The organism is Streptomyces aureoversilis (genome assembly GCF_042657885.1).
GTDB lineage: Bacteria > Actinomycetota > Actinomycetes > Streptomycetales > Streptomycetaceae > Streptomyces > Streptomyces aureoversilis.
Genome location: NZ_JBHSKJ010000007.1, coordinates 217,140 through 243,544, shown reverse-complemented (window position 1 = coordinate 243,544; position 26,405 = coordinate 217,140). Strand labels below are relative to the sequence as shown.

The window sequence follows — 26,405 nt, the reverse complement described above, 5'->3', positions numbered from 1 at the left end:
GCCGTCGCGGGTAAGGTCAGCCCCTGTGAGTGGACGAACGACAGCGCTGACGCCGCCGGAAGGGGCCGTGCCCCCGGTGCGGCACCCCGACGCGCCCGCGCCCGGAGAGACCATCGGGTCGCACTACGAGTACTGCTTCGGCTGCGGCCCCGGCGTCCCGCACGGGCTGCACGTCGAGGTGCGGGCCGGCGAGGGCGTGGGCGTCTCCGCGGAGTTCCGGGTCAAGGAGGCGCACCAGGGCGCCCCGGGCCTCGCCCACGGCGGGGTGCTGGCGACGGCGCTGGACGAGACGCTGGGCTCGCTGGGCTGGATGCTGCGGGTGATCGCGGTGACCGGCCGGCTGGAGACCGACTTCCTGCTGCCCGTGCCCGTGGACACCGTGCTCCACCTGCAGGCCGAGGTGAAGGCCGTGCACGGCCGTAAGATCTACGCCGCGGCCACCGGCCGGATCGGCGGGCCCGAGGGCCCGCTCGCACTCCGCGCCGAGGCGGTGTTCGTCGAGGTCAAGGTCGACCACTTCATCGAGAACGGCCGTCCCGCAGAGATCCAGGCCACGCTGGCCAACCCCGACCAGGTGAAGGTCGCGCGAGCTTTCGAGGTGAACCCGTGACGCGTCAACCCTTGGACGTCCTCGTCCGCCGTGTGGACCCCGAGGTGCCCCTCCCCTCCTACGGTCACCCCGGTGACGCCGGCTGCGACCTCGTGACCACCGAGGCCGCCGAGCTGGCCCCGGGGGAGCGCATGGTGCTGCCGACGGGCGTGTCCATCGCGCTGCCGGACGGCTACGCGGCGTTCGTGCACCCGCGTTCGGGCCTCGCCGCCCGGTGCGGAGTCTCCATGGTGAATGCCCCGGGGACCATCGATGCCGGGTACCGTGGAGAGATCAAGGTGATTGTGGTCAATCTGGACCCGCGGGAGACCGTTCGGTTCGAGAGGTTCGACCGCATCGCCCAGTTGGTCGTCCAGCAGGTAGAGAAGGTCCGCTTCCACGAGGTCGCGGAGCTTCCGGGCTCGGCACGGGCCGAAGGGGGCTTCGGGTCCACCGGTGGCCACGCTGCCGTGGGGTATGGATTCGCTTCGGTCGCCAGCGACCGGGAAGGACAGTGACGTGTTCGGTCGTCGCCGCAAGCGCAGTGAGGACGTAGTCGAGGATGCCGGTCATCTCGACGACGTGACCTCCGAGGAGTTGGCTGAGGACTCAGCGTCGGACGCGCAGGACTCCGCGGCCGAGAGCCGCGTCCGGCTGGAGCCGGAGCCCCGCCCCGACGGGCCGTGGGACCTCTCCGAGGTCCGTGACGCCACCGAGGGCCGGGTGGACCTGGGCGGTCTGTTCGTGCCCGGCGTCGAGGGCATGGAGCTGCGCGTGGAGGTCGCGGGTGACGCGATCGTCGCCGCCACCGTGGTGCTGCGCGACAGCGCCGTGCAGCTGCAGGCCTTCGCCGCCCCCAAGCGCGAGGGCATCTGGGTCGAGGTCCGCGAGGAGATCGCCTCCGGCATCACCCAGCAGGGCGGCGTCGTGGACGAGGTCGAGGGCCCGCTCGGCTGGGAGCTGCGGGCCCAGGTGCCGGTGGCGCTGCCGGACGGCACGCAGGGCGTGCAGATGGTCCGCTTCATCGGGTGCGACGGGCCGCGCTGGTTCCTGCGCGGTGTGATCTCGGGCCAGGGCGCGGTGCAGCCGCAGACCGCCGGCCTGCTGGAGCAGATCTTCCGGGACACCGTCGTCGTCCGCGGCGAGTCCCCGATGGCCCCGCGCGACCCGATCGTGCTGAAGCTGCCGGAGGACGCCCAGATGGTCGCCGAGGGCCTGCAGCAGCCGGACGACGACCGCTCGCGCTTCGCGGGCGGCGTGGACCGCCTGGAGCGCGGTCCGGAGATCACCGAAGTGCGCTGACGGCAGCCTGCCGAAGAACGGTCCGCCGTCGTCCGCCGACGGCTGGATTGCTGCGTTCCGCTGGGCCGCAACCCCGATCAGGGGTTGCGGCCCAGCGGCGTTTTTGCAGGTCAAAGAGGTGCCCGTATGGATTGCGTCAAGGGGGCGCTAATGGCCGTATAGAGCGCGTCAACGGAGCGTGCGAGGGCTCCCGGGGGCGGTTTCCTGTGATGGTCCGTTCATATCCGAACCCTCTCTAGGAGCACACGATGGCCGACGTGGCCTTCGTCGTCACCACGATCGCGGTCTTCGCGCTGGTGGCTCTCGTCGCCAAGGGGGTGACGAAGCTGTGACCGCCGAGAACATCGTCGGCCTGGTCGTGGCCGTCGCCCTGCTGGGCTACCTGATCCTCGCCCTCGTCTTCCCGGAGAGGTTCTGAGTACAGATATGAGCCCCGTTCTCTCCGGAGTCCTCCAGCTCACCGCGCTCGTCGCGGCGCTGGCGCTCGTCCACCGCCCGCTCGGCGACTACATGGCCCGCGTCTACAGCTCCGAGAAGCACCTGCGCGCCGAGAAGCTGCTCTACCGCACCATCGGCGCCGACCCGGACGCCCAGATGCGCTGGCCCGCGTACCTGCGCGGCGTGCTGGCCTTCTCGGTCGCCGGCGTCCTCTTCCTCTACCTGCTGCAGCGGATCCAGGGCATACTCCCCGACTCCCTGTCGCTGGGCTTCACCGCGATCAGCCCGGACCAGGCGTTCAACACCGCCGCCTCGTTCGTCGCCAACACCAACTGGCAGTCGTACTCGGGCGAGCAGGCCATGGGCCACGCCGTCCAGACGCTCGGCCTGGCCGTGCAGAACTTCGTCTCCGCGGCCGTCGGCATCGCCGTGGCCGTCGCGCTCGTCCGCGGCTTCGCCCGCTCGCGCACCGGCGAGCTCGGCAACTTCTGGGCCGACCTGGTGCGCGGCACCGTCCGCATCCTGCTCCCGATCTCGGTGATCGGCGCGCTGGTGCTGGTGGCCTGCGGCGCCATCCAGAACTTCTCCGGGATCCACGGGATCGGCCAGCTGACCGGAGGCACCCAGCAGGTCAACGGCGGCGCCGTGGCCTCGCAGGAGGTCATCAAGGAGCTCGGCACCAACGGCGGCGGCTACTTCAACGCCAACTCCGCCCACCCGTTCGAGAACCCCGACGCCTTCTCCAACCTCTTCGAGATCTTCCTGATCCTGCTCATCCCGTTCTCGCTGACCCGCACCTTCGGCAAGCTCGTCGGCAACGTCAAGCAGGGCTACGCGATCCTCGCGGCCATGGGCGTGATCTGGCTCGGCTTCACCGCGCTGATGATGTGGACCGAGTACGCGGGCCACGGCGCCGCGCTGCAGGCCGCGGGCGGGGCGATGGAGGGCAAGGAGCAGCGCTTCGGCGTGGGCGCCTCGGCGATCTTCGCGACCACGACGACGCTCACCTCCACCGGTGCGGTGGACTCCTTCCACTCCTCCTTCACCGGCCTGGGCGGCGGCATCACGCTGCTGAGCATGATGCTCGGCGAGATCGCGCCGGGCGGCGTCGGCTCCGGCCTCTACGGCATGCTCGTCATGGCGATCATCGCGGTCTTCATCGCGGGCCTGATGGTCGGCCGCACGCCCGAGTACCTCGGCAAGAAGATCGGCACCCGCGAGATCAAGCTCGCCGCGTGCTACATCCTCATCACCCCGACCCTGGTGCTCGGCTTCACCGCCCTGTCCATGGCGCTGTCCTCGCCGCCCGAGTCGATCCTGAACGTCAAGGGCAACTCGGTGGACGGCAGCGGCGCGCACGGCTTCTCCGAGGTCCTCTACGCGTTCACGTCGGGCGCCAACAACAACGGCTCGGCCTTCGCGGGCCTGAACGCCAACACGCCCTGGTACAACACCACGATCGGCCTCGCCATGCTGCTCGGCCGCTTCCTGCCGATGGTCTTCGTGCTGGCGCTGGCCGGCTCGCTCGCCGAGCAGACGCCCGTCCCCGAGACCGCCGGCACCCTGCGCACCGAGAAGCCGCTCTTCGCGGGCCTGCTCGTCGGCGCGATCCTGATCATCACCGGCTTGACCTACTTCCCGGCCCTGGCCCTTGGCCCGATGGCGGAGGGACTTTCATGAGCACGACCACCCCTGTCCGGCCCACGTCCGAGGAACCCCAGGACGCCCCGTCCCACGGATCCCAGGCGCCCGGGCGCGTCTCCGGCGGCCTGTTCGACCCCGCGCAGCTGATGAGGTCGCTGCCGGACGCGTTCCGCAAGCTCGACCCCCGGGTGATGGTGAAGTCCCCGGTGATGTTCGTGGTCCTGATCGGCTCGGTGGTCACCACCGGGCTGGCGGTCAAGGACCCGGGCGACTGGTTCGGCTGGGCGATCACCGTCTGGCTGTGGCTGACGGTCCTGTTCGCCAACCTGGCGGAGGCCGTGGCCGAGGGCCGCGGCAAGGCCCAGGCCGACACCCTGCGCAAGGCCAAGACCGACACGGTGGCCCGGCGGATGAACGGCGGCACCGAGGAGTCGGTGCCCGGCACCGAGCTGCGCGTGGGCGACCTCGTCGTCTGCGAGGCCGGCGACGTCATCCCGGGCGACGGCGACGTCGTCGAGGGCGTCGCGTCCGTCGACGAGTCGGCCATCACCGGCGAGTCGGCCCCGGTCATCCGCGAGTCCGGCGGCGACCGCTCGGCGGTCACCGGCGGCACCAAGGTCCTCTCCGACCGCATCGTCATCAAGATCACGACGAAGCCCGGCGAGACCTTCATCGACCGGATGATCAACCTGGTCGAGGGCGCGGCCCGGCAGAAGACGCCGAACGAGATCGCGCTGAACATCCTGCTCGCCTCGCTGACGATCGTCTTCCTGCTGGCCGTCATCACGCTCCAGCCGTTCGCGATCCACGCGGGCGCCGAGCAGTCGATGATCATCCTGGCGGCCCTGCTGGTCTGCCTCATCCCGACGACCATCGGCGCGCTGCTGTCCGCGATCGGCATCGCGGGCATGGACCGGCTGGTGCAGCGCAACGTCCTGGCGATGTCCGGGCGCGCGGTGGAGGCCGCGGGCGACGTCTCGACGCTGCTGCTCGACAAGACCGGCACCATCACCTACGGCAACCGCCGCGCGGCGGAGTTCGTGCCCGTCAAGGGCACCACGGCCGCCGAGGTCGCCGACGCAGCCCAGCTCTCCTCGCTCGCCGACGAGACGCCCGAGGGCCGCTCGATCGTCGTCCTCGCCAAGGAGGGCTACGGCCTGCGCGAGCGCCACGAGGGCGAGCTCACCGGCGCCGAGTGGGTGCCCTTCACGGCGCAGACCCGTATGTCGGGCGTCGACGTCGAGGGCCGCAAGGTCCGCAAGGGCGCGACCGGTTCGGTCATCGCCTGGGTCGAGGAGCGCGGCGGCCGCGTCGCCGAGGACGCCCGCGAGCTCACCGACCGGATCTCCCAGGCCGGTGGCACGCCGCTGCTCGTCGCCCTGGAGGACGAGAAGGGCGCGCGCGTCCTGGGCGTCATCCACCTCAAGGACGTCGTCAAGGAGGGCATGCGGGAGCGGTTCGAGGAGCTGCGCCGCATGGGCATCAAGACCGTCATGATCACGGGTGACAACCCGCTGACGGCCAAGGCCATCGCGGAGGAGGCCGGCGTCGACGACTTCCTCGCCGAGGCCACGCCCGAGGACAAGATGGCGCTCATCAAGCGCGAGCAGGCCGGCGGCAAGCTCGTGGCGATGACGGGCGACGGCACCAACGACGCCCCCGCGCTCGCGCAGGCGGACGTGGGCGTGGCCATGAACACCGGCACCTCGGCCGCCAAGGAGGCCGGGAACATGGTGGACCTGGACTCCGACCCCACCAAGCTCATCGAGATCGTGGAGATCGGCAAGCAGCTGCTCATCACGCGCGGCGCCCTGACGACCTTCTCGATCGCCAACGACGTCGCCAAGTACTTCGCCATCATCCCGGCGATGTTCGCGGTGGCCTACCCCGGCCTGGACAAGCTCAACATCATGAGCCTGACCTCCCCGGAGTCGGCGATCCTCTCGGCGGTCGTCTTCAACGCGCTGATCATCGTCGCGCTGGTGCCGCTGGCCCTCAAGGGCGTGCGCTACCGGCCGATGAGCGCCGACAGCATGCTGCGGCGCAACCTCGGAATCTACGGACTGGGCGGCCTGGTCGCCCCGTTCATCGGCATCAAGATCATCGACATGCTCATCTCCCTCATCCCTGGCATCGGGTGACGTCACCATGAACACTTCCGTACACAGCACGGCCCGCCTGCTGGGCGCGGGCCTGAGGGCCCTGCTCGTCCTCACGGTGGTCTGCGGGGTGATCTACCCGCTGGTCGTCACCGGCATCGCCCAGGCGGCCTTCCACGACAAGGCCAACGGTTCCGAGATCAAGGCCGGCGGCAGGTCCGTCGGCTCCGAGCGGCTCGGCCAGCGCTACGACCTCGACAAGAAGGACAAGGACGGCAACCCGCTGCCCGACCCGAAGTTCTTCCAGCCGCGCCCGTCGGCCGCCGGCCCGAACGCCGAGAACACGCAGTACAAGCTGATCGTCTCCGGCGCCTCGAACCTCGCCGCCGACAGCAGGACCCTGCTGGACGCCGTCGAGCGGCGCCGTACGGACGTCGCCGCGTTCAACCGCGTCTCCCCGTCGGCGGTGCCCGTGGACGCCCTGACGGCTTCCGCCTCGGGCCTCGACCCGGACATCTCCCCGGCGTACGCGCGGCTGCAGGCCAAGCGGGTCGCCGAGGCCAACGGCCTGCCGGCGGGCAAGGTCGAGAAGCTGGTCGAGGACCACGTGGACGGCCGGATCCTCGGCTTCATGGGCGAGGAGCGCGTCAACGTCCTGAAGCTCAACATCGCGCTGCAGGAGCTCGCGAAGAAGTAGCGCGTCCCGCGGGAGCACGGACGGGGCCTGCCGGCCGGACCGGCGGGCCCCGTCCATCTTCGTGCACCACCCCTTACATCCGGGGGTGGGAAATCCGGTGAATGTTCGACCGCCGCAGGGCACTCTGTTGAACGTGGTCACATTGAACCCGCAGCCCCATGTCGCCCCGGCCGCACCGCACATGGTGGTGTGCGGGGACGACGGGCTCGTGCACCGGCTCGCCGCCGAGCTCTCCGGCGTCTACGGCGAGCGCGTCACCGTCGTCCTGCCGCCGGCGCGCGAGGCCCGGCAGCGCCCCGCGCCCGCGCTCGGCCGTGCCGCGGCGCTCTTCGGGCGCGTCACCGGAGTCGTCGGGCGCGCGGGCGCGCCCGACCGGAACGGCACCGCGGCCGGCGGCGGCCTCGTACGGGTGCTGGAGGCGGCGGAACCCGGCGAGGAGGCGTTCACCGAGGCGGGGGTGGCCCACGCCACCGCACTCGCCCTCGTCTACGACGACGACGAGACCAACGTCCAGGCGGCCCTCCTGGCCCGCCGCCTCAACCCGCGCGTCCGCCTCGTCATCCGCCTCTACAACCGCAGGCTCGGCGAGCACCTGGCGAAGCTCCTCGACCAGGCCGCCCAGGTGGCCGCGGCCGTGGACGGCACGTTCGTCACCGACACGGAAGCCGCCACCACCACCGTCCTGTCGGACGCCGACACCGCCGCCCCCGTCCTCGTCACCGCCGCCGTCTCCGGGCACAGCAAGGTCATCGAGGCCGGCGGCCTGATGCTGCGGGCTGCCGAGCGGTCCCACGCGGTCGCCGGGCGCGGGCGGGGGCGGGAGCTGTGCACCCTCGCCCTGCTCTCGGCGGCGCCGCGGCCCGGGAGCGCGGAAGCCCTCGACGGCGACGGCCCGTTGCTGCTCCCGGACGACCCGCGGCCGCCGGGCACCGAGGGGCGCGCCGAAGTCGTCCTGGAGGCGGTGCCCTTCGCCCTGCAGCCCACGCCGGTCCGCCCGACCGTCCGCGGCCTGCCCCTCGGCTCCTTCTTCTCCACGCGCCTGCGCTGGGCCCTCGGCCTGCTGACCGCCGCCGTCTGCGCGCTGGCCGTGGCGTCCTGGAGCGTCACCAGCGACGACCCGACGCACGCGGTCTACCTCTCGCTGCTCGACCTCTTCGCCATCAACGACCCGGCGATCGGCGAGGGCCACGGCCGGAAGGTCCTCCAGCTGCTCTCCGGACTCACGGGACTGCTGCTCCTGCCCCTGCTGGTGGCCGCCGCCCTGGAAGGGCTCGGGACCTTCCGCTCGGCCTCGGCGCTGCGCCGCCCGCGGCGCGGCCTGTCCGGCCACGTGGTGCTGCTGGGCCTGGGCAAGATCGGCACCCGCGTGCTGGCCCGGCTGCGCGAACTCGGCATCCCCGTCGTGTGCGTGGAGCGCGACCCGCAGGCCCGCGGCGTCGCGCTCGCCCGCTCCCTGCGCGTGCCCACGATCATCGGCGACGTCACCGAGGAAGGCGTGCTGGACGCCGCCAAGGTCGGCCAGAGCGGCACGCTCCTGGCGCTGACCAGCAGCGACATCACCAACCTGGAGGCCGTGCTGTACGCGCGCGCGGTCAACCCCGGGGTACGGGTGGTCATGCGGCTGTACGACGACCGCTTCGCCAAGGCCGTCTACCGCACCCTGCGCGCCTCCCACCCGCGGGCGTGGACGCGCAGCCGCAGCGTCTCCTTCCTCGTCGCCCCGGCCTTCGCGGGCGCGATGATAGGGCGTCAGATCCTGGGAGCGGTCCCCGTCGAGCGGCAGGTCGTCCTCATCGCGGCGCTGGAGGTGGAGGGCCGCCCCGAGCTGAACGGGCAGCCCGCCGGGGAGGCGTTCGTGCCCGGCGCGTGGCGGGCGCTCGCGGTGACCACCCGGCGCCTGGACGCCTCCGGCCGCCTGGAGGCCTCCGCCCGGGAGGAGACCCGCCTGCTGGAGGACCTCCCCGCCCGTTACGTCCTGGGCGGCCAGGACCGCGTCATCGTCGCGGCCACCCGGCAGGGGCTCGCCGACCTGCTGGGCCGCAGGCCCGTGCCCCGCCCGCGCTGACGCGCGCGGGGGAGGGGGCGCGGTTCACCCGGGCCGCCGGGCCGCCGGGCCTCCGGCCTCGTCCGCCAGGCTCCCGGCCTTCGGTCTCCCGGCCTTGCCCACCGGGCCCCCGGCCTTCACCGCCGGAGGCGGCCGGCCGTCACCAGACGTCGCCCGGCCGCCAGTCGCAGGCCAGCTCCCCGTCCAGGTCCAGCTTCGCCGTCAGCGGCATGACGTAGATGCAGCCGTCCTCCTCCTCGGTGCGCCGCACGCCCGCCGGGGAGAGCACCGCCGAGGGGCCGCGCCACTGCTGCCAGCCGCGGCCCGCGTAGAGCGGCACGGCCTCGTCCGCCGCGCCCAGCGCCCCCAGCTCGTAGCCGCCGCGGCGCAGCACCTCCTCCAGGGCGTCCATCACGGCCGAGGCCACGCCCTGCCGGCGCCGGTCCCCGCGGACGGCCACGGCCTCCACGTATCCGGCGCGCAGGGCCTGCCCGCGGTGCAGCATGCGGCGCTGCACGAGCGAGCCGTGGCCGATCAGCTCGCCGCCCTCCCACACGAGGGCGTGCATGCCGCCCACCGTGTGGTCCCAGTCCTCGTCGGAGAAGTCCCCCTCGAACGCGTCGTCCACGAGGGCGCGGACCGCGGCGAGTTCCGCGTCGGTCAGCCCGGACGTGTGCGCCGTGCGTACGTCAGTCATGCCGCCATGCTGTCAGCCCGCCTCCCGGTCCGGACCGGACGGGTCGCGCAAAAGTCACGGGGCAGGGCGTCAGAGCTGCGTCAATACCGCGCCCGGCATCCCCGGGCGCCCCATATGTCCAGAACTTTGGCCGTAAGGTCGACCGTACGCGGCAGTGCGAGCACATCAGCACATCCGGCCGGCGCGGACCGCCCGGACACCGCCGCGTGACCTGAAAGACAATGGGGCCATGGGACGCGGCAAGCTTCGGATCTACCTCGGCGCGGCACCGGGCGTCGGCAAGACGTACGCGATGCTCTCGGAGGCCCACCGGCGCGTGGAGCGCGGCACGGACGCCGTGGTCGGCTTCGTCGAGCACCACAACCGGCCGCGCACCGAGGTCATGCTCCACGGCCTGGAGGAGGTGCCCCGCCGGGAGATCACCTACCGCGGGGCCGTCTTCACCGAGATGGACCTCGACGCCGTCCTCGCCCGCCGCCCCGCCGTCGTCCTCGTCGACGAGCTCGCCCACACCAACGTGCCCGGCTCGCGCAACACCAAGCGCTGGCAGGACGTCGAGGAGCTGCTCCAGGCGGGCGTCGACGTCGTCTCCACGGTCAACATCCAGCACCTGGAGTCGCTCGGCGACGTCGTCGAGTCGATCACCGGCGTCCGGCAGCAGGAGACCGTGCCCGACGAGGTCGTGCGCCGCGCCGACCAGATCGAGCTGGTCGACATGTCGCCCCAGGCGCTGCGCCGCCGCATGGCCCACGGGAACATATACAAGCCCGACAAGGTCGACGCGGCCCTCTCCAACTACTTCCGGCCCGGCAACCTGACCGCGCTGCGCGAGCTCGCCCTGCTGTGGACCGCCGACCGCGTCGACGAGTACCTGCGGCAGTACCGCACGGAGCACAGCGTCTCCACCATCTGGCAGGCCCGCGAGCGCATCGTCGTCGGCCTCACCGGCGGCCCCGAGGGCCGCACCCTGATCCGCCGCGCGGCGCGCATGGCCGCCAAGGGCTCCGGCAGCGAGATCCTCGCCGTCTACATCGCCCGCAGCGACGGGCTCACCTCGGCCTCGCCCAAGGAGCTCGCCGTCCAGCGCACCCTGGTCGAGGACCTCGGCGGCACCTTCCACCACGTGATCGGGGACGACGTGCCCGCTTCGCTGCTGGAGTTCGCCCGCGGGGTCAACGCCACCCAGATCGTGCTCGGCTCCAGCCGGCGCAAGAACTGGCAGTACATCTTCGGCCCCGGCGTGGGCCAGACCGTGGCCCGCGACTCCGGGCCCGACCTGGACGTCCACATCGTCACCCACGAGGAGGTCGCCAAGGGCCGCGGCCTGCCCGTGGCGCGCGGCGCCCGCCTCGGCCGGGGCCGCATCCTGGCCGGCTGGCTCGTCGGCCTGGGCGGCCCGGCCCTGCTCAGCCTGCTGCTGACGAACATCGGGCCGCACCTCGGCCTCGCCAACGACATGCTGCTGTTCCTGTGCATGACGGTGGCGGCGGCCCTGCTCGGCGGTCTGCTGCCGTCCCTCGCCTCCGCGGCCTTCGGCTCGCTGCTGCTGAACTACTTCTTCGTCGAGCCCGTCCACCAGTGGACGATCACCGACCCCAAGAACATCGTCGCCATCGCGACCTTCGTCTTCGTCGCGGTCTCCGTGGCGTCCGTGGTGGACGTGGCCGCGCGCCGCACCCACCAGGCGGCGCGGCTGCGGGCCGAGTCCGAGATCCTCTCCTTCCTCGCCGGCAGCGTGCTGCGCGGCGACAACAGCCTGGAGGCCCTGCTGGAGCGGGTCCGGGAGACCTTCGCCATGGAGTCCGTGGCCCTGCTGGAGCGCACCAGCGACGTCGACCCGTGGACCTGCGCGGCCGCCGTCGTGACCAACTCGGGCAAGCCCCTGCTGCGGCCCGAGGACGCCGACGTCGACATGCCCGTCGGCGACAACATGGCGCTCGCCCTCTCCGGGCGCGTCCTGCCCGCCGAGGACCGCCGGGTGCTCGCCGCCTTCGCCGCGCAGGCCGCGGTCGTCCTGGACCGGCAGCGGCTGGTCGGCGAGGCCGAGCGGGCCCGCCGCCTCGACGAGGGCAACCGCATCCGCGTCGCGCTGCTCGCCGCCGTCAGCCACGACCTGCGCACCCCGCTCGCCGCGATCAAGGCCGCGGTGACCTCCCTGCGCTCGGACGACGTCGCCTGGTCCGAGGAGGACGAGGCCGAGCTGCTGGCCGGCATCGAGCACGGCGCGGACCGCCTCGACCACCTCGTCGGCAACCTCCTCGACATGTCGCGGCTGCAGACCGGCACCGTCACCCCGCTGATCCGCGAGATCGACCTGGACGAGGTGGTGCCGATGGCCCTGGGCGGCGTCCCCGAGGGCAGCGTCACCCTCGACATCCCCGAGACGCTGCCGATGGTCGCCGTCGACCCCGGCCTGCTGGAGCGCAGCGTCGCCAACGTCGTCGAGAACGCCGTCAAGCACAGCCCCGACGGGACGCCCGTCCTGGTGGCCGCCAGCGCCCTGGGCGACCGCGTGGAGGTGCGGGTGGCCGACCGCGGCCCCGGCGTCCCCGACAGCGCCAAGGACCGCATCTTCGAGCCCTTCCAGCGCTACGGGGACGCGCCGCGCGGCGCCGGCGTGGGCCTCGGCCTGGCCGTCGCCCGGGGCTTCGCCGAGGCCATGGGCGGCACCCTCGCCGCCGAGGACACCCCCGGCGGGGGCATGACCATGGTGCTCACCCTGCGGGCCGCCGACGGCGTCGCCCCGGTCCGCCCGGACCTCCCGGCGCAGGCCACCTCGTGAGCCGTCCCCCGCGCACCGACAGTCCAGCAGTCCCCGATCCCGGGCCCCGCCGGCGGGCCCGCACGAACAGCAGAGGTGGTTACCGATGAACCGGGTGCTCGTGGTGGATGACGAGCCGCAGATCGTCCGCGCCCTCGTGATCAACCTCAAGGCGCGGAAGTACGAGGTCGACGCCGCGCCCGACGGCGCGACGGCCCTCCAGCTCGCCGCCGCGCGCCACCCCGACGTGGTCATCCTCGACCTCGGCCTGCCCGACATGGACGGCGTCGAGGTGATCAAGGGACTGCGGGGCTGGACCCGGGTGCCGATCCTGGTCCTGTCCGCCCGCCAGACCTCCGACGAGAAGGTCGAGGCGCTGGACGCCGGCGCGGACGACTACGTCACCAAGCCGTTCGGCATGGACGAGCTGCTGGCCCGGCTGCGGGCCGCCGTGCGGCGCGCCGAGCCGACGGGGGCGGCGGCCGCGGGGGACGACGCGATCGTCGAGACCGAGGTCTTCACCGTCGACCTCGCGGCGAAGAAGGTCAACCGCGAGGGCCGCGACGTGCGGCTGACGCCGACCGAGTGGCACCTGCTGGAGGTGCTCGTACGCAATACGGGCCGTCTCGTCAGCCAGAAGCAGCTGCTCCAGGAGGTCTGGGGCCCGTCCTACGGCACGGAGACGAACTACCTGCGGGTGTACATGGCCCAGCTGCGGCGCAAGCTGGAACGTGACCCTTCGCATCCGAAGCACTTCATTACGGAGCCGGGGATGGGGTACCGCTTCGAGCTGTAGGACGAAACGGCAGCCCGCTCGCGGGGCAGGAACCCGCCCGGAGGGCGCCCGGTACGCTGGGTTCATGAGTGCCGTACCCCGTTCCGAGAAGCCGACCGGCCGTTTCCGCCGGATGCTCGACCGGCTGTCCACCTCGCAGGAGGAGCTGCACCACGCAGAACTGCAGCAGGACGCGGAGGCCACGGGCTGCACGCGGATATGCGACTGCGACGACCGGCAGATAGTCAAGGTCACCGGCACACTGCGGACCGTAACGCTCCGCCCCCGTGCCGGGGTGCCCGCGCTGGAGGCCGAGCTGTTCGACGGCTCGGCCGCGCTCGACGTCGTGTGGCTCGGCCGCCGTTCCATCGTCGGCATAGAGCCCGGCCGTAAGCTGATCGCCTCCGGCCGGATCTCGATGAGCCGTGGCCGCCGGGTGCTGTTCAATCCCAAGTACGAACTCCGACCGCTCGGACAGGAGTAGCGGGTGACGTCTCTCGACAAGCCGACGACGGACCAGCAGGGGACGGGCGGTGACGGCGCCGACGCATCGGCGGCGACCAAAGCCGCGCTCTTCGAGGCCTTCGGCGGGGTGCGGGGCATGGTCGAGACGACCGTGCCGGGCCTGGTCTTCGTAGCGATCTTCACGGTCAAGCGGGACATCCACACCGCGGCCATCGCCGCGCTGGGCCTCTCCCTGCTGATGGGCATCGCCCGGCTGCTGCGCAAGGACACCGTCAAGCACGCCTTCAGCGGCGTCTTCGGGGTCGCCATCGGCGCGGTCTTCGCGATGATGACCGGCGACGCCAAGAACTTCCACCTGCCCGGCATGCTCTACACCCTGGGCCTGGCCGTGGCGTACATCGTCACGTCCATGGTGGGCTATCCGCTGCTCGGCCTGATCCTCGGCCCGGTGTTCAAGGAGAACCTCTCCTGGCGCACCCGCAACCCCGGCCGCAAGGTCGCCTACACCAAGGCGAGCTGGGCCTGGGGCCTGATCCTGCTGACCAAGTCGGCGATCCTCTTCCCGCTGTACTGGTGGGGCGACGCCACCCAGCTCGGCTGGGTGAAGGTGGCCCTCGGCATCCCGCCGATGCTGCTGTCGGTCTACCTGACCTGGATCTTCCTGGCCAAGGCCCCGCCGCCGATCGACGTGATCGCGGAGATGGAGGCGGCCGAGCGTGCGGAGAAGGCGGAGAGCGCCGAAGGCGCGGAGAACAGCAAGGCCCTGAGCTGACCTCCCCCTCACAGACGAAAACGAACGCCGGGCGGGCTCGAGATTCGAGCCCGCCCGGCGTTCGTGTGTGCGGGTGCTAGTCGGCGTCCCGCGTCACCGACAGCAGGTCCTCCAGCTGTTCCTCGCGCGCGGGGGCCGCGACGAACAGCAGCTCGTCGCCGGCCTCCAGGGAGTCCTCCCGGCTGGGGGTGAGCACCCGGTTGCCGCGGATGATCGTGACGAGCGAGGTGTCGTCCGGCCAGGCCACGTCCCCGACGCGGGTGCCGGCCAGCGCCGACTCCGGCGGCAGCGTGAGCTCCACGAGGTTGGCGTCGCCCTGGCTGAACCGCATCAGGCGCACCAGGTCGCCGACGCTCACGGCCTCCTCGACGAGCGCCGACATCAGGCGCGGCGTGGACACGGCCACGTCGACGCCCCAGGACTCGTTGAACAGCCACTCGTTCTTGGGGTTGTTCACCCGGGCCACGACCCGGGGCACCCCGTACTCGGTCTTGGCCAGCAGGGAGACGACCAGGTTGACCTTGTCGTCACCCGTGGCCGCGATGACCACGTTGCAGCGCTGCAGCGCGGCCTCGTCGAGCGAGGTGATCTCGCACGCGTCGGCCAGCAGCCACTCGGCGAGCGGCACCCGCTCGACGGAGATGGCGGTCGGGGCCTTGTCGACGAGCAGCACCTCGTGCCCGTTCTCCAGCAGCTCGCCCGCGATGGAGCGGCCGACGGCACCGGCACCGGCGATGGCGACCCTCATGAGTGCGCCTCCTCGGGACCGTGCGCGAACGCCGCTTCGACCTTCTCGATCTCGTCGGTGCGCATCATCACATGCACCAGATCGCCTTCCTGCAACACCGTCGAGGAGGACGGCAGCACCGCCTCGCCCAGCCGGGTGAGGAACGCCACCCGCACGCCGGTCTCCTCCTGGAGCTTGCTGATCTTGTGGCCCACCCAGGCGTCCGAGGCGGGCACCTCGGCCAGCTGGACGCCGCCGCTCGGGTCGCGCCACAGCGGCTCCGCGCCGGACGGCAGCAGCCGCCGCAGCATCTGGTCGGCCGTCCACCGCACGGTGGCCACGGTCGGGATGCCCAGCCGCTGGTAGACCTCGGCACGCCGGGGGTCGTAGATCCGCGCGGCCACGTTCTCCACGCCGAACATCTCGCGGGCCACGCGGGCCGCGATGATGTTGGAGTTGTCACCGCTGCTGACGGCCGCGAACGCGCCCGCCTCCTCGATGCCCGCCTCGCGCAGGGTGTCCTGGTCGAAGCCGACGCCGGTCACGCGACGGCCGCCGAACCCGGAGCCCAGGCGGCGGAAGGCCGTCGGGTCCTGGTCGACCACGGCCACCGTGTGACCCTGCTGCTCAAGGGTCTGGGCGAGGGCCGAGCCGACCCGCCCGCAGCCCATGATCACAATGTGCACGACGCTTACCCCACGCTCCGGACTACCGCGCTGACCTGCACCAACAACCTGCTCACGTGTTCCTTTCCGGTGTGCTGCGCCCGCGTGGCCGAATGCTGCCCGCGGTATCGGTGCGGACGTCCCCGAGGGGCGGTCCGCACCGGTGCATGGGACCACCGTATCCGCAACGCCCCGCGCGGCTTCGACCCCGTCCGCCGAGTGGCCCCCCGACCCGCCGCCGGGGTGGTGGTCCGGGCACACCTCAGGGGCCCTCGGAGCCTCCCGCAGGGCCCCGGGAGAGCCCCGGGTGGTGGTGGGACCACCAAATGAGGGGCCACGGGGGTGCCCTTCACACCTGGGCGCCGGGGGGTGCGCAAGCGCACCGTTGACAGTGCCACCAGCAGCCGAGATGGGGGATTCCGATGAGTGGTGTTGCTCTCTATCCGCGGACCGCCCGGCACGAGGCGCCCGCACCGGCCTGCCCCGGGACCCGGGACGCCGTCCTGGCCGAGCTGTGCTCCGCGCTCTTCGCCTCGCTGCCGCGCAGCGACCAGCGCCGGCGCGGCGAGGCCTACGTGCGCGGCCTGCTGGGAACCCAGGGCCGCAAGTCCATCCGCAACATCGCGGCGCTCATCGGCGGCCAGGCCGCCGAGCAGAGCCTGCACCACTTCATCTCCAGCTCCACCTGGGACTGGGCCCCGGTGCGCCGCGCCCTCGCCCACTACCTGACCCGGGTCTCTCCGCCGCACGCGTGGGTCGTCCGGCCGATGGTCATCCCCAAGGCCGGGGACAACTCCGTGGGCGTCGACCGGCGCTTCTGCCCGGCCGTCGGCCAGGTGCTCAACGCGCAGCAGGCCGTGGGCGTCTGGGCCGCCTCCGCCGAGCGCAGCACCCCCGTCAACTGGCGGCTGCACCTCTCCGACGCCTGGCTCCGGGACGGGCTGCGCCGCAGCCAGGCCTGCATCCCCGACTCCGTCCGCCCCGAGACCCTGGGGGAGTGCACGGTGGAGGCGTACGCGGGGATGATGCGCGACTGGGGGCTGCCGCTGCGCCCGCTGGTGCTGGACGCCCGCGACATGGACGCACCCGCGGCCCTGCTGCGGCTGCGCGCCTCCGGGGTTCCGGCCCTGGTGCGCATCAGCAACTCGTTGCGGCTGACCGTGTCCGACCCGGCCGTGCCCGGCCGCGGTTCCGAGGCGCTGCCGGCCCACCAGATCCTCGGTGCGGCCCGCGACATGCGCCGCCCGGTGATGTGGCGCGACCACGGTCCCTCGCGGGTCGTGCGGACCTCGCTGACCGCGGCCGTCCGCGTGGGGCTGCCCGCGCTGCGCACGGCGGCCGCGCCCGGGCCGGTGCGGCGCAGGGAGTTACTCCTGCTGGGGGTGGGCGAGAACGGCCACCGCTGGCCGTCCGAGCTGTGGCTGACGGACCTCGTCAACGTCCCGCCCGCCGCCCTCGTACGGCTGGGCAAGCTCCTGGACCGGGTCGACCGGGACTTCCGGGAGATCGCCGACGACGTCGGCGTCCGGGACTTCGCGGGCCGCTCCTTCAGCGGCTGGCACCGGCACGTGACGCTCGCCTCCGCGGCCCACGCCGTCGCCGCGCTCACCGGCGGGCCGGAGGAGCGCCTCCCGCTCGGCTACGTCTCCTGAGCCCCGGGGGTGTCCCCGCCGGAGCCGGGCCCGGCCCGGTCCCGCATCCGCAGGCTGTGCCGCACCCGGAAGACCCGCAGGGCCAGCTGCACCTCCAGGGCGCGCTCGGGCTGCTGCCACTGCGGCCCCAGCAGCTCGCTGATCCGCTCCAGGCGACGGGCCACGGTATTGGGGTGCACATGAAGCTTCTTGGCCGCGTTCGTCGGGCTGCCGCCCGCCTCGAAGTACGTCTCCAGCGTGCGCGTCAGGTCGGTGAACCGCTGCTGGTCGTAGTCGATCACCGGCCCGATGGCCGAGTCGACGAAGCCCTCGACGTCGTGGTTGTCGGAGAGCAGCACCCCGAGGAAGCCCAGCTCGCGCACCGACGCCGAACGGCCGATGACCCCCAGCGAGGTCATCGCGTCCAGGCAGCGCAGCGCCTCCTGGAAGCCGTGGTGGACGGAGGCCGGGCCCGCGACCGGGCCCGCCGAGCTCACCGTCACCGGGTGGCCGAGGAGCGGCGACAGCTCCGCGGAGACCGAGCGGCCCGCGCCGCCCGGGTCCGTGCCCGGCAGCAGCAGCACCGCGCAGCCGTTGTGCATGCTCTTCAGCCCGCTGAGCCGGTGCGCATAGGAGGACGCCCAGATGGCCATCTTGCCGCGGGCGTCGCCCTCGGGGCGCGCCACGACCACGACGTGCGGCTTGCTCAGGTTGATGCCGAGCCGCCGCGCGTGCTGTTCGAGCTGGTGCGGCGGCCGCTGCGGGCTCGCCAGCAGGTCGGCGAGGAAGTCGTCGCGCACCTGCCCCTCGGCGATCGCCGTCCGGCTGCTCTCCACCAGCAGCTGCACGGCCATGACCTGGGCCACCAGCCGCAGCAGCCGCTCGTCCTGCACCGCGTCGGGGCGGTCGGGGCGCAGCAGCAGGGTGCCGAGGTTGCTGCCGGTGCCCGCGGAGATGGGCACGGCCCACAGGCCGTCGGCGAGGGCCACGGGTTCGCGGGCGGCGTGGGCGTCCATGGCGGCGGGCACCAGCAGCGTCTCGGCCGGGGGCGCCTCCCCGTCCTCGTCCGCATCCCCGGTGAACTCGGCCTCTCCGGCGTCTCCGGCCTCTCCCGCGTCCTCCGCGGCTTTCGCGGCCTCCCGGACGAGCCCCGCGGAGGTGAGGACGGTGCCGTTGGCGGCGCACACCTGGACCGCGGCGCCCAGCTCCGTGGCGGAGGCGCGGGCGAGGGTGTCCAGGTTGCAGTCGCCGAGCACCAGCTGGATCAGCCGGTGCTGGGCGTCGCTCAGCTCCTGGGCGCTGCGCAGCCCGGCCTCGACGCGGGTCGAGTGCTGCTCCAGCTCGGCCACCAGGGCGGTGGTCCGGTCCAGCAGCTCGGCCTTCTCGATGGCCACGCCGGCCAGGTCGCTGAGGGAGCTGAGGAGCGCTATCTCGTCGGTGGTGAAGTGCCGGACCTTGCGCTCGGCCACGTAGAGGGTGCCGAAGGGGCGCGCGCCGCGGCTCAGCGGGACGGCGAGGACGGCCTGCAGCCCCTCGGCCTTGACCACGTAGTCGATCTCGCCGCTGTGCTGGATGCGCTCGTCGGCGAGGTAGTCCGGGGTCCAGAACGGCGAGGGGTTGTCCATGACCGCGGAGCCCAGCCCGCTGCCGCCGGGCAGCCGCAGGCCCACGTTGAGGGCGGTGGTGTGGCCGTCGGCGGCCCGTATGCTCACGTACCGCTCGCCTTCGGCGTACATCCCGATGTACGACATGTCGACGGCGAGGAGCCGCCGGGCCCGCCGGAGGATGACCTTCAGGAGGGTGTCGAGGTCGTGCGGGGTCGCGAGGTCGCGCGCGGTGTCGATGAGCGCGGACATGCCGGCCTCGCGCTGCTGCTGACGCTCCGTCCACGTCCGTATGGTCAGGCCGAGTTGGACCGCCTCACCGAGCCGGTCGAGGAGTTGCGGCTGCGCGCCGGCGCGGCGGAACCGTTCGACGAGGGCTTCGTATTCCTGGGCCGGCGCCCCGGCGGCCAATAGTTCCAGCACGGCGAATATGCCGTCCTCGGACATGCCTTGCGACACGATGCCCCCCGGGTCCGGTGCGCTCTGCCGCACGGATAGAGCCGCGGCACGGTATGCGGGGAAGCTATGCACACGGGCAGTGGTGCGTCAACCGCAGCCGATCAAGACGCCGGTGGCGGCCGCAGCAGGCGCGGCGGGGTGCGTCCGGTGGTGTCCGGACCACCGCCGAATCCCGACGGTGTGTTACTGGATCACCTTCCTGTTAAGTGCCCTTATAGGTGAAGGTTGATGAACACCCGGCGCGCGGCCGGGAGTTGTCGCCGATTCAGGGGGCTCGGTATGACGGGGGTACGCGACTACAGGCTCTCTCTCGAACGCAGCCGTCAAGCGCTCGTGCGGGAGGACCGGCCGGCCGCTTTCACGATGCGCGGCCTCGAGTGGGATCTCTTACCGGAAGTATTTGCTCCGATTTACTCGCCCGCGACGGGAATCGCACTCGACTTCCTCGGCCTCGCCGGGGCGTCCGCGGAGACGGATTCCCCGCGGTTCCCCGGGGCACCCGGTGCCCGGCGGGGGTCGCTGCTGGAGATCGGCAGCGGCACCGGCGTCGTCGCCGTCGCCGCCGCCCTGGCGGGCTGCACCCGCGTGGTCGCCGCCGACATCAATCCCGCGGCGGTACTGAACACCTCGATGAACGCGGCCCGGCACGGAGTGTCCGGCAGGGTCCGCGCCCTCCGCAGCGACCTCTTCGACCGGCTGGATCCGGGGGAAAGGTTCGACACGGTCTTCTGGTCCTCCAATTATGTGCTGGCGCCGGCGGAGTACCGGCCCCGGACCATGCACGAGCGGGCCTACATCGACCCCGGCTATGCGGCGCACAGCCGCTTCCTGGAGGGGGCGCCCGGCCTGCTGGCCCCGGGCGGCACGGTCCTGCTGCACTTCAGCAGCCGGGGGGACGTGCCGGCCCTGCGCCGCATCGCGGACCGGTGCGGCCGCCGGCTGGACGTCGTGCGCCGCACCGTCGTGAGGGAAGGCGAGCACGAAGTCGAGCACATGCTGCTGGAGGTGACCCCGGCGGCGGATTCCGCCCGCCGCCCGGAAGTCGTCCGATAACGCCGAGACGGGGGATACGTGCGTACGTTATTAGTCGACAACTACGACTCCTTCACCTACAACCTGTTCCACTATCTGGCCGAAGTCAACGGCCGGGAACCGGAAGTCGTCACCAACGACGACCCGTTCTGGAAAACCGGCCGGCTCGCCGAATTCGACAATGTCGTCCTCTCGCCCGGACCCGGAACCCCGGAACGCGAGGCCGACTTCGGAATCTGCGCAGATATCCTGCGCCACGGCACGCTCCCCACGCTCGGCGTCTGCCTGGGCCACCAGGGCATCGCCCTGGTGTACGGAGGCGAAGTCGGCCGGGCGCCCGAGCCCCGCCACGGCCGGGTCTCGCCCGTCCACCACGACGGCACCGGCCTCTTCGAGGGGCTGCCGTCCCCTTTCGCGGCCGTGCGCTACCACTCGCTGGCCGTGGGCAGGCTGCCCGCGTCCCTGGAGGTGACGGCGCGCACCGCCGACGGCACGGTCATGGGGCTGCGCCACCGTGAGCTCCCGCTGTGGGGGGTCCAGTTCCACCCCGAGTCGATCGGCAGCGCGTACGGGCACCGCATTCTGGACAACTTCCGCCGCATGACGGAGCGCCACGGGGTGCGGCGGAGCGCAGGGCCCCGCCCCGCGGCCCTCCGCACGCCGGAGAAGCCGCGGCCCGGGCGCCGCCTCCGGGTCCTCACCGCGGCCCTGCCGACCCGCTGGGACGACGAGGTCGTCTTCGACCGCCTCTTCCGCAGGGGCCCGCACGCCTACTGGCTCGACAGCAGCAGGCGCGACGGCCCCGCCGGACGGTTCTCCGTCATGGGGGACGCCTCCGGGCCGCTCGCCCGGATCGCCTCGGCGGACGTCCGCAGCAGCACGGTCACCGTCCGCGGCCGCCACGGCACCGAGGTGGTGACGGGAGGCTTCCTGGACTGGCTGGCCCGGGACCTGGAAGCGACCCGCACCGCGGAAATCCCCGCCCTGCCCTGCGACTTCGCACTCGGCTGGGTGGGCTACCTCGGCTACGGCCTGAAGGCGGAGTGCGGCGGCGAAGCGGGCCACCGGCCCGACGAGCCGGACGCCACCACGGTCTTCGCGGACAGGGCCCTCGTCCTGGACCACGCGACCGGCACCACCCATCTCCTGGCACTCGCCGAGGACGGCGACGAGACCGCGGCCCGCTCGTGGCTCGACGCCACCGCCCGCAAGCTCACGGCCCTCGCCGGACTGCGGCCCTTTCCCGCCGGCCGCCCCGGCGCGCTCGGCGAACTGCGGCTGCGCCACGACCGCGACGCCTACCTGCAGCTGATCGACGAGTGCCGGGAGGAGATCGCGGCGGGGGAGACCTACGAGGTCTGCCTGACCAACATGGCCGAGGCCGCCGGCACCCTGGACCCCTGGGAGGGCTACCGCTTCCTGCGCCGCACGAGCCCCGCCCCCTTCGGCGCCCTCCTGTCCTTCGGCGGCCTCTCGGTCCTCAGCACCTCGCCGGAGCGGTTCCTGCGCATCGACCGGGACGGCCGGGCCGAGTCCAGCCCGATCAAGGGCACCCGCCCGCGGGGCACGACCCCGCAGGAGGACGCCCTGCTCGCCGCGGACCTGGCCGCCAGCGAGAAGGACCGGGCCGAGAACCTGATGATCGTGGACCTCGTCCGCAACGACCTCGGCCGCTGCGCCGAAGTCGGCTCCGTCGAGGCGGAGGACGTCTTCCGCGTGGAGAGCTACGCCAAGGCCCACCAGCTCGTGAGCACGGTACGGGCCACGCTGCGCCCGGACCGCTCGCCCGTGGACTGCGTCCGCGCGGCCTTCCCGCCCGGTTCGATGACCGGCGCGCCCAAGGTCCGCACCATGCAGATCATCGAACACCTGGAACAGGGCCCGCGCGGCGTGTACTCGGGCGCGATCGGCTACTTCTCGCTCAGCGGCGCGGTCGACCTGAGCGTCGTGATCCGCACGGCCGTGGTCACGGCGGACCGGGTGCGGTACGGGGTGGGCGGCGCGATCATCGCCCTGTCCGACCCGGAGGAGGAGTACGAGGAAACGGCGGTGAAGGCGGCCCCGCTCACCGCACTCACGTGCACGGACTTCCCGGACCGCCACGGGGCGAAGGACAGGGTGACGATCTGACGAGACGAAGCGGGCGGGTCGGGCCCGGCCCGCCCAGGCACGAGGAGCGACCGACGGAGCCCACCCACAGGCGGCAAGGGACAGAAGGGGCAAACGCCCGCCCGCCCACCAGGAGCGACCGACGGAGCCCACCCACGAACAGCAAAGGACAGGTAGGGCAGGCGCCCGCCCGCCCGACCCCTCACCGGGGGACCGGGTGCAGGAGACGGGAGGGGACGGGGCCGCAGGGGCAGGGGTCCGGGACGCTGACGTGTATTTGCGGGTCCGGAGGGGCAGGGGGCGCCAGGACGGCGCCGGGCGCGGACCCGAAAATATACGGTCCCGGACCCCTGCCCCGGAGGCCCCGGCCCCGCACCACCCGCTCACCCGCCCGACCCCCCGCGCAACCGATCCGCCACGGCCCCCCGCAACGCCCCCCACGCCCGCCCCGGCCGCACCGAACTCTCCGCCTCCAGCGCCCCCGCCACCTCGTCGAACGACACCCCGCTCGCCTCGAACCGGACCACGGCAGCCCGCGCCGCCCCCTCCTGCCCCGTCAGCGTGTCCCCCCGCAGCCGCCCGCGCCGCCCCGCCGCGGCCAGCGTCGTCCCGGACATCGCGCTGACGGTGCCCCAGGCCACGAGCGACTCCACGTACGGCACGCCGCGCGGCTCCGTCTCCACGGGGGAGCCGACGGACCACATCACCCGCTGCGGGCGGGCCCCCGCCGCGGCCAGGACCCGCCAGCGCGCGCTGCCCAGCCCTTCCTCGTAGCGCCGGTACACGAGCCGGGCGACGGTCAGGGCGGCGCTGCCCCGTACCTCCGGGACCGCCGCACGCCCCGCACGCCCCGCACCCGAGGCCCGCAGCCGCGCCCCGACCTCGGCGTCGATCCGCGCCACGGGCAGCGAGGCGAGCGAGGGGATCGCCGACAAGTCGAGGCCGGCGGCCCGGGCCCGTTCCAGGCCGGTGAACCACACGTCCACGACCTGCTCGTAGCGGCGCACGGAGAAGACGTCGGTGACGTGCACCCCGATGCCGCGGGCCAGGCACGCTCCGGTGGCGGCGAGCCCCTCCTCCGTGGCGGGGATCTTCACGAGCGCGTTGGGCCGGCAGGCGGCCCGGTGCAGGGCGGCCGCGGCGTCGGCGAAGGCGCCGGCCGTCACGCGGGCGCCGCCCGCCGCCAGCCATGGATCCGGGCCCATGGACACGTGCCCGTCGATCCCCTGCGTGGCGGCGAAAACCGGCCGCAGCTCGTCGCACGCGGCGCGCAGGTCGTAGGCGCACAGCGCCTGCACCGCGGTCGCGGGCGGGACGGACCGGCAGGCCAGGTGGTCCAGTTGCTGCTCGTAGGCGGTGCCGCCGGCGACCTCGGCGGCGAGGGCACCGGGGTCGGACGTGGCCCCCCGCACCTCGCCCGCGGCGACGAGCCGGGCGAGGGCGCCGGAGGCGAGGAGCGAGCGGCGCAGCCCGTCGAGCCAGGGGGAGACGCCTTCCGCGAGGAGCTCCCGCAGGACCTCACCACCAGACGTCACCGTGCGCTCTCCCATGGCAGGGTCGCCCCCTCTCCGGATCGGCCGCGGAAACACATAGGGCAGAGAGCACGACAGTAGGTCCGGTCCGGGGCGCCGCGGGAACAGCCTGTCTGTACTCCGTCAACTTGGCGCAAACGGAGTCTTGACAGCCATCTGATGGAGTCGGGCTCCATCTGACGGAGTGAGCGGGGCGGCATTGGCGGAACAGGGGCGTTCTCGGACGATCGAGAACCGACCGCGTCCGCGGCCGGACGAGGCCCGCAGGCCGGACGAGGCCCGTACGCCGGACGAACCCGCACACCAGACGAAGCCCGCGCGCCGGACGAACCCGCACGCCACCGGCACCACTCAGGCCACTCGCCCCAGCAACCCAGGGAGCCGCCGCTCACGAACCCGGGCACGCCCCTTGCTTTGCCTTGCATGCTTGCTTGTTCTCAAGAGCAGTCACTTAAGCGTTTTTTGGAGAACCCCATGACCGACGCTCTGCTCGACGTCCAGGACAAACCCGCTCTCCAGCAGCCCGATTGGGGCGACGCCCCCCAGGTGCGCCGGGTCCGCGAGGAGCTGGCGCGCCGCCCGGCCCTCGTCCGCGCCGACGACGTACGGACCCTGCGCCACCACCTCGCCGAGGTCGCCCGCGGCGCCGCCCAGGTGATTCAGGCGGGCGACTGCGCGGAGGACCCCGCGGAGTGCACCTCGGGCTACGTCGCCCGCAAGGCCGGCCTCCTGGACGTCCTGGCCGGGGTCCTGAAGATGGTCGCCCACAAGCCGGTGGTCCGCGCGGGCCGCATGGCCGGGCAGTTCGCCAAACCCCGCTCCAGCGCCACCGAGCGCGTCGCGGGGACGGAACTGCCCGTCTACCGCGGCCACATGGTCAACAACCCCGAGCCCCACCCGGAGCGCCGCCGCCCCGACCCGCAGCGCCTGCTCTCCGGCTACCTGGCGGCCGGCGAGGCCATGACGCACCTCGGCTGGCTGGACCCCTCCCGCCGCTCGGGCGTCTGCCCGCCGGTGTGGACGAGCCACGAGGCGCTCCTGCTCGACTACGAGCTGCCCATGGTCCGCGCGGGCGAGGACGGCCGTCCCCTGCTCACCTCCACGCACTGGCCCTGGATCGGCGAGCGCACCCGCCGCACGGACGGCGCGCACGTCGCCCTGCTGGCCGCCGTCGCCAACCCCGTGGCCTGCAAGGTCGGGCCCACGACGACCACGGACGAGATCCTGGCCCTGTGCGAGCTCCTCGACCCGGGGCGGGAGCACGGGCGGCTCACCCTCATCGCCCGCATGGGCGCCGACAGGACCGGCGAGAAGCTGCCCCCGCTCGTGGCGGCGGTCCGCGATGCCGGGCACCCCGTCATCTGGCTCACCGACCCGATGCACGGCAACACCCTCACCGCGCCCGACGGCCTCAAGACGCGCCTGCTGGACACGGTGATCCGCGAGGTCCGCAACTTCCAGTGCGCCGTGCGGACCTCCGGGGGGATCGCGGGCGGCCTGCACCTGGAGACCACTCCCGAGCACGTCACCGAGTGCGTCCGCAACGAGTCCGAACTCGACCACGTGGGCGACAAGTACACGAGCTTCTGCGACCCCCGGCTCAATCCGCAGCAGGCCATCTCCGTCGTCTCGGCCTGGGAGGGCTGATCCACCATGGCAGGCATTCCCCCCATCGAGCCCTATCCGATGCCGGCCCCGGGCGAGCTGCCCGGGAACACCGCCGACTGGGACGCCGACCCGGCCCGCGCCGTCCTGCTGATCCACGACATGCAGCGCTACTTCGTCGGGCACCTGCCGGAGCACCCTCGCGAGGAACTGGTCGCCAACGCGGCCCTGCTGCGCGAGGCCGCGGCCGCGCTCGGCATCCCCGTCGCGTACACGGCCCAGCCCGGCGGCATGGACGACGAACAGCGCGGCCTGCTCAAGGACTTCTGGGGCCCGGGGATGCGCGTCGACCCCGCCGACCGGCGCGTCGTCGAGCCGCTCGCCCCGGCCCCCGGCGACTGGGTCTTCACCAAGTGGCGCTACAGCGCCTTCTTCCGCTCCGACCTGCTCGGGCGGATGCGCGCCAACGGCCGCGACCAGCTGATCGTCTGCGGGGTGTACGCCCACGTCGGCGTGCTGATGAGCGCCGTGGACGCGTTCACCAACGACATCCGCCCGTTCCTGGTCGCGGACGCCGTGGCCGACTTCTCCGCCGCGTACCACCGCCTCGCCCTGGAGTACGCGGCGGCGCGCTGCGCGGTGGTCACCACCACCGAGGACATGCTGGGCCGGCTGCAGGACGCGGGGGGTCCTGCGGACACGCTCGCGGTACGGGGGGCGGCGGTATGAGCGCCGAGAGGAAAGGACCGGGTCCGATC

General features: G+C 72.8%; 22 protein-coding genes. 17 read left to right on the top strand and 5 right to left on the bottom strand.

Annotated features, from left to right (window positions below; translation table 11 throughout):
* Positions 1-25 precede the first annotated feature (25 nt).
* The 8 genes from ACFPP6_RS14845 (at position 26) to ACFPP6_RS14810 (ending at position 8,834) form a co-directional block, all read left to right on the top strand.
* Positions 26-610, top strand: coding sequence for a PaaI family thioesterase (locus ACFPP6_RS14845; protein WP_382041522.1), 585 nt, complete (start codon positions 26-28; stop codon positions 608-610).
* Positions 607-1,107: a dUTP diphosphatase gene (gene dut, locus ACFPP6_RS14840; protein ID WP_179083002.1), complete on the top strand. Its 501-nt coding sequence runs from the start codon at positions 607-609 to the stop codon at positions 1,105-1,107. Before ACFPP6_RS14845 ends, dut begins: the two co-directional genes overlap by 4 nt.
* 1 nt (position 1,108) lies before the next feature.
* On the top strand, positions 1,109-1,891 hold the full coding sequence (locus ACFPP6_RS14835) for a DUF3710 domain-containing protein (RefSeq protein ID WP_382041519.1): 783 nt from the start codon (positions 1,109-1,111) through the stop codon (positions 1,889-1,891).
* A gap of 328 nt (positions 1,892-2,219) precedes the next feature.
* Complete coding sequence (gene kdpF / locus ACFPP6_RS14830) at positions 2,220-2,309, top strand: K(+)-transporting ATPase subunit F (protein ID WP_043188605.1); 90 nt, start codon at positions 2,220-2,222, stop codon at positions 2,307-2,309.
* A gap of 8 nt (positions 2,310-2,317) precedes the next feature.
* Positions 2,318-4,009 carry a potassium-transporting ATPase subunit KdpA gene (gene kdpA, locus ACFPP6_RS14825; protein WP_382041516.1) on the top strand — a complete coding sequence of 564 codons (1,692 nt, stop codon included), beginning with the start codon at positions 2,318-2,320 and terminating at the stop codon, positions 4,007-4,009.
* Positions 4,006-6,114, top strand: a complete 2,109-nt coding sequence (gene kdpB / locus ACFPP6_RS14820; protein ID WP_382041513.1) for a potassium-transporting ATPase subunit KdpB — start codon at positions 4,006-4,008, stop codon at positions 6,112-6,114. The genes kdpA and kdpB overlap by 4 nt, the downstream gene beginning before the upstream one ends.
* Positions 6,115-6,121: 7 nt before the next feature.
* A complete protein-coding gene (gene kdpC / locus ACFPP6_RS14815) occupies positions 6,122-6,769 on the top strand; it encodes a potassium-transporting ATPase subunit KdpC (RefSeq protein WP_382041510.1) in 648 nt (215 codons plus the stop codon).
* A gap of 181 nt (positions 6,770-6,950) precedes the next feature.
* A complete protein-coding gene (locus ACFPP6_RS14810) occupies positions 6,951-8,834 on the top strand; it encodes an NAD-binding protein (RefSeq protein WP_382041791.1) in 1,884 nt (627 codons plus the stop codon).
* Positions 8,835-8,973: 139 nt separating this feature from the next.
* On the opposite strand, the gene ACFPP6_RS14805 is transcribed toward ACFPP6_RS14810, so the two are convergent.
* Entirely contained in the window at positions 8,974-9,510 is a 537-nt protein-coding gene (locus ACFPP6_RS14805) for a GNAT family N-acetyltransferase (protein ID WP_382041508.1), read from the bottom strand.
* 229 nt (positions 9,511-9,739) lie between these two features.
* Between ACFPP6_RS14805 and ACFPP6_RS14800 the strand changes: the two genes are divergently transcribed.
* The 4 genes from ACFPP6_RS14800 (at position 9,740) to ACFPP6_RS14785 (ending at position 14,283) form a co-directional block, all read left to right on the top strand.
* Entirely contained in the window at positions 9,740-12,292 is a 2,553-nt protein-coding gene (locus tag ACFPP6_RS14800) for a DUF4118 domain-containing protein (RefSeq protein WP_382041505.1), read from the top strand.
* An 85-nt stretch (positions 12,293-12,377) separates the two neighbouring features.
* The gene (locus ACFPP6_RS14795) at positions 12,378-13,067 is read left to right on the top strand and encodes a response regulator (protein WP_058042159.1); all 690 of its coding nucleotides are present in this window, start codon (positions 12,378-12,380) and stop codon (positions 13,065-13,067) included.
* A gap of 64 nt (positions 13,068-13,131) precedes the next feature.
* Positions 13,132-13,530: an OB-fold nucleic acid binding domain-containing protein gene (locus ACFPP6_RS14790; protein WP_079110128.1), complete on the top strand. Its 399-nt coding sequence runs from the start codon at positions 13,132-13,134 to the stop codon at positions 13,528-13,530.
* Between the two features lie 3 nt (positions 13,531-13,533).
* Positions 13,534-14,283: a DUF3159 domain-containing protein gene (locus ACFPP6_RS14785; protein WP_382041501.1), complete on the top strand. Its 750-nt coding sequence runs from the start codon at positions 13,534-13,536 to the stop codon at positions 14,281-14,283.
* Between the two features lie 76 nt (positions 14,284-14,359).
* Here the strand turns inward: ACFPP6_RS14785 and ACFPP6_RS14780 are convergent, their stop codons facing one another.
* The gene (locus tag ACFPP6_RS14780) at positions 14,360-15,031 is read right to left on the bottom strand and encodes a potassium channel family protein (protein WP_382041498.1); all 672 of its coding nucleotides are present in this window, start codon (positions 15,029-15,031) and stop codon (positions 14,360-14,362) included.
* A complete protein-coding gene (locus tag ACFPP6_RS14775) occupies positions 15,028-15,696 on the bottom strand; it encodes a potassium channel family protein (protein ID WP_382041495.1) in 669 nt (222 codons plus the stop codon). The genes ACFPP6_RS14780 and ACFPP6_RS14775 overlap by 4 nt, the downstream gene beginning before the upstream one ends.
* Positions 15,697-16,097: 401 nt before the next feature.
* Here ACFPP6_RS14775 and ACFPP6_RS14770 point away from each other — a divergent pair, with 401 nt between their 5' ends.
* Entirely contained in the window at positions 16,098-17,327 is a 1,230-nt protein-coding gene (locus ACFPP6_RS14770; RefSeq protein ID WP_382041493.1) for an IS701 family transposase, read from the top strand.
* On the opposite strand, the gene ACFPP6_RS14765 is transcribed toward ACFPP6_RS14770, so the two are convergent.
* The gene (locus ACFPP6_RS14765) at positions 17,315-19,357 is read right to left on the bottom strand and encodes a helix-turn-helix domain-containing protein (RefSeq protein WP_382041490.1); all 2,043 of its coding nucleotides are present in this window, start codon (positions 19,355-19,357) and stop codon (positions 17,315-17,317) included. The genes ACFPP6_RS14770 and ACFPP6_RS14765 overlap by 13 nt on opposite strands.
* A gap of 291 nt (positions 19,358-19,648) precedes the next feature.
* On the opposite strand from ACFPP6_RS14765, the gene ACFPP6_RS14760 reads away from it, so the two are divergent.
* Both ACFPP6_RS14760 and pabB read left to right on the top strand, forming a co-directional pair.
* On the top strand, positions 19,649-20,422 hold the full coding sequence (locus ACFPP6_RS14760; protein ID WP_382041489.1) for a 50S ribosomal protein L11 methyltransferase: 774 nt from the start codon (positions 19,649-19,651) through the stop codon (positions 20,420-20,422).
* An 18-nt stretch (positions 20,423-20,440) separates the two neighbouring features.
* Positions 20,441-22,531, top strand: coding sequence for an aminodeoxychorismate synthase component I (gene pabB, locus ACFPP6_RS14755; RefSeq protein WP_382041487.1), 2,091 nt, complete (start codon positions 20,441-20,443; stop codon positions 22,529-22,531).
* A gap of 362 nt (positions 22,532-22,893) precedes the next feature.
* Here the strand turns inward: pabB and ACFPP6_RS14750 are convergent, their stop codons facing one another.
* The gene (locus tag ACFPP6_RS14750; protein ID WP_382041484.1) at positions 22,894-24,060 is read right to left on the bottom strand and encodes a transaldolase family protein; all 1,167 of its coding nucleotides are present in this window, start codon (positions 24,058-24,060) and stop codon (positions 22,894-22,896) included.
* Positions 24,061-24,516: 456 nt separating this feature from the next.
* Between ACFPP6_RS14750 and ACFPP6_RS14745 the strand changes: the two genes are divergently transcribed.
* Both ACFPP6_RS14745 and ACFPP6_RS14740 read left to right on the top strand, forming a co-directional pair.
* A complete protein-coding gene (locus ACFPP6_RS14745; protein WP_382041481.1) occupies positions 24,517-25,689 on the top strand; it encodes a 3-deoxy-7-phosphoheptulonate synthase in 1,173 nt (390 codons plus the stop codon).
* A 6-nt stretch (positions 25,690-25,695) separates the two neighbouring features.
* The gene (locus tag ACFPP6_RS14740) at positions 25,696-26,376 is read left to right on the top strand and encodes an isochorismatase family protein (RefSeq protein WP_382041478.1); all 681 of its coding nucleotides are present in this window, start codon (positions 25,696-25,698) and stop codon (positions 26,374-26,376) included.
* Positions 26,377-26,405 lie beyond the last annotated feature (29 nt).